Here is a 2,753-nt window from a genome sequence, read left to right as displayed (position 1 = left end):
GCGCGGGGGCGGCCTGCCCGGGCACCGCGCCCATGGCCACCAGGGCCGCCTGGACGGGGGACAGGCGAGCGGCCGGGGCGCGCGGAGCCTGCGCGGGACTGGAGTCGCCTGGGGTGGCCTGCGGAGCCGGCACGGGCTGACGCTGCGCCGAGGCGGCGGTCTGCGGAGCCGGCGCGGGCGGACGCTGCGCTGGAGTGGCGGCCTGCGGCGTCGGCACGGAAGAACGCTGCACGGGGGCCGCGGCCTGCTGAGTCGGCGCGGGCGTGGAGACCACCGGCGCTCCCGCGGGGCTCACTCGCGCCTGCGCAGGCCCCACCGGACCAGCGCCCTGCGCGAGCCCGACAGTCACCACCTGCCGATTCGCGGCGCCCACGGCCGCAACCGCGAGGGCGGGCTGCTCGACCGCCGCCACCGGCGCCTGAACCACCGCGGCGACAGCCACTGCCGACGCGACCGCCTGCACCGAAGCCGCCACCGGACGAGGCTGCTCCAGCCGCGCCCGCACGGGCTTCACGGGCAGCGTCGCCAGCCGGCGGATCTCCCGGCGGCGGTGCGTCTCGTCCAGGGCCACCACCGACGACACGTCCTGCCCCAGGATGCGCGACAGGCTCTGCGCGGCCGCCTTGCGCACGCGCTGCTCACGGTCACCCAGGGCGCCCAGCAGCAGCGTGCGCGCGTTCTCCCCGGCGCCCGCCCCGAGCGCCAGCGCGGCCAGCGCGCGCGCCTCCGGATCCGCGTCGTGGATGGCCTCCTCGCCCAGCCGCCGCGCCGTCTCCCCTTCCAGGCCCAGCGCCAGCAGCGACGCGCGGCGGCGCACCGAGCGGTCCGGATCCTTCATCGCCTGCGCCAGGTGCGGCGCCGCGTCCGTCGGGGCCAGCGTCAGGAGCGCCTTGAGCGCGGCGATGCGCACCTCCGGCACCGGCGACGCGAGCAGCGGCGACACCACCGACGCGCCCTCTTCCTGGCACAGCGACGCGAACGCCTGGAGCAGCGCCACCTGCGCCGTCGGATCCGTCTCCGCGTGCAGCGCCGACGCCAGCGCGGGCGCGGCGGCCGGCTGAGACAGCGCCTTCAGTCGCTCCGCGGCGCGCACCCGGGCCGCGCCATCCTGCGCGGACAGCTCGCGGACGGAGAACCCGAACAGCGTCTCATCCGTCGTCCCGCCGAACCCCGCGTGCGAGGACAGCTCCGCGTGCTGCGCCGCGCTTACCCCCAGCCGCCCCGCCTGCTGGAAGCGCTGCGCCTCACGCGCCACCGGAGACAGGCCGTCGTGCTCGACGACAGCGGCCACGGGCGGCTCGCTCACCGGCGCTGGCGTCAGGGGAACACTGGCCGCCGTCTCACGCAGCGGCAACGACGAGCGCCGCGTGGGGACCACCAGCCCGCGGGCCACCGGCCCCGCCTCACCGCGCAGCAGCACCTCGCTGCGAAGCTGGGAGATGAACGACGCCAGGTCGAGCCCCAGGTCGTCGTCCTCGTCGTCACGCTCCTGGGAGGAGGCGCGGATGCGCCCCACGTCCAGCAGCTTGTCCATCATCTGGTTCCGCTCGCCGCGCAGGGCCTGGTTGAGCCGGGCCAGCTCCTCGCGTTCGGCCTGGAGCCGACCCGCGCGGACCTCCAGCTCGGCGACCTCACGGCGCAGGCCCAGCTCACGCTGATGCGTCTGGGCCACCTCGCGCTTGAGGTGCTCCATCTCCTCGCGTGTCGAAGTCAGCTCGCTGTGGAGCTGTTGGGCACGCGCCTCGAAGTAGACGATCTTTTCGAGTGCGCTCTTGAGCAGCGCGTCCGGACGCTCGTCGCTCACGACCTCAACAGCCTCCCCGCGAGGCACGCGGCGCGGCCTGCGGATCCGAGTCACCGGGGGTTTGCACCGGATTCCCGGTACCTACCGGGGGGCCCACCCTACGTCAGACGTCCTCACTTCGTAAACCACGGAAACACCAGGGCTTTTTTCAGCGCGCCCCGGGCCGTCATTGACAACGCCGCCCAGGCCGAATTTTCGGCTTCAGAGCACCTACGGGGGCCGCGCGAGACACCTCCGTCTCAAGGGGATGAAGCGCTCGATTCCGGACGCTCCAGCGGGCCCTCCCGGAAGCCCCGGAATGTCAGACCCCACTCGTAATCTGTGTTCCACGAGGCAGCCAACGGCCGTCACTTCTCCCCGGTGCCTCTCCGCCTGGATGCGGGGGGACGAAGCCCTCTTTTCGACAGGTTTTCCGCACGCCATGGAACAACGACTGGCAACCCTCATTGGAAACGCGGTCCGCGCGGCGCGACAACGGCTGGAGCTGACCCAGGCCGACGTGGCCGAGCGCGTTGGCATCGCCACCGAGGTGTATGGCCGCCTGGAGCGCGGCCACATGCTCCCCAGCGTCCGCACGTTGCGCAAGCTGTGCCTGGTGCTCAACTGCTCGTCGGACGTGCTGCTGGGAATGGCAGGCGTGGAAGGCGCGCCCACGCTGGCGGAGGACCCGCCGGAATACCGCGAGCGCCCGGAGGTCCGCCGGCTGCTGCGCACGGTGCGCAAGCTGGACGCGCCGCGGCTGCGCCTGCTCGGGCAGGTGGCGAACGCGCTCGAGACGTAGCGGTACAGCGAGGACCCGGCCGGGGCGGTGGAGACCCTGGCTGGGACCTGAAGGGTGGTGAGGGGCCGGACGGATTGCGCCCTGGCGCAAGCGCTTGGCGCGTGGAGTGAAGCAGCCGCTGCTGGGGGGGCGTACTGAATGCTTCATGACCCCCGCCCGCCCCTCGCC

Annotated in this window: 2 protein-coding genes; one reads left to right on the top strand and one right to left on the bottom strand. The window is 73.7% G+C overall.

Translation table 11 applies throughout. The features are described from left to right. Positions 1 to 1,804: HEAT repeat domain-containing protein (locus HV824_RS35415; protein ID WP_368738144.1), on the bottom strand; the 1,804-nt coding region annotated here is incomplete at its 3' end. A 421-nt stretch (positions 1,805 to 2,225) separates the two neighbouring features. Here HV824_RS35415 and HV824_RS35410 point away from each other — a divergent pair. Further along, positions 2,226 to 2,585, top strand: coding sequence for a helix-turn-helix transcriptional regulator (locus HV824_RS35410; protein ID WP_026114223.1), 360 nt, complete (start codon positions 2,226 to 2,228; stop codon positions 2,583 to 2,585). Positions 2,586 to 2,753 lie beyond the last annotated feature (168 nt).

Source organism: Myxococcus sp. AM009 (assembly GCF_013372605.1).
GTDB lineage: Bacteria > Myxococcota > Myxococcia > Myxococcales > Myxococcaceae > Myxococcus > Myxococcus vastator.
This window is presented reverse-complemented; position numbering and strand designations above follow the sequence as displayed.

What these genes read in the sequence shown, in the direction of transcription:
- HV824_RS35410 (WP_026114223.1), top strand. Translation starts at nt 2,226, where the DNA reads ATGGAACAACGACTGGCAACCCTCATTGGAAACGCGGTCCGCGCGGCG.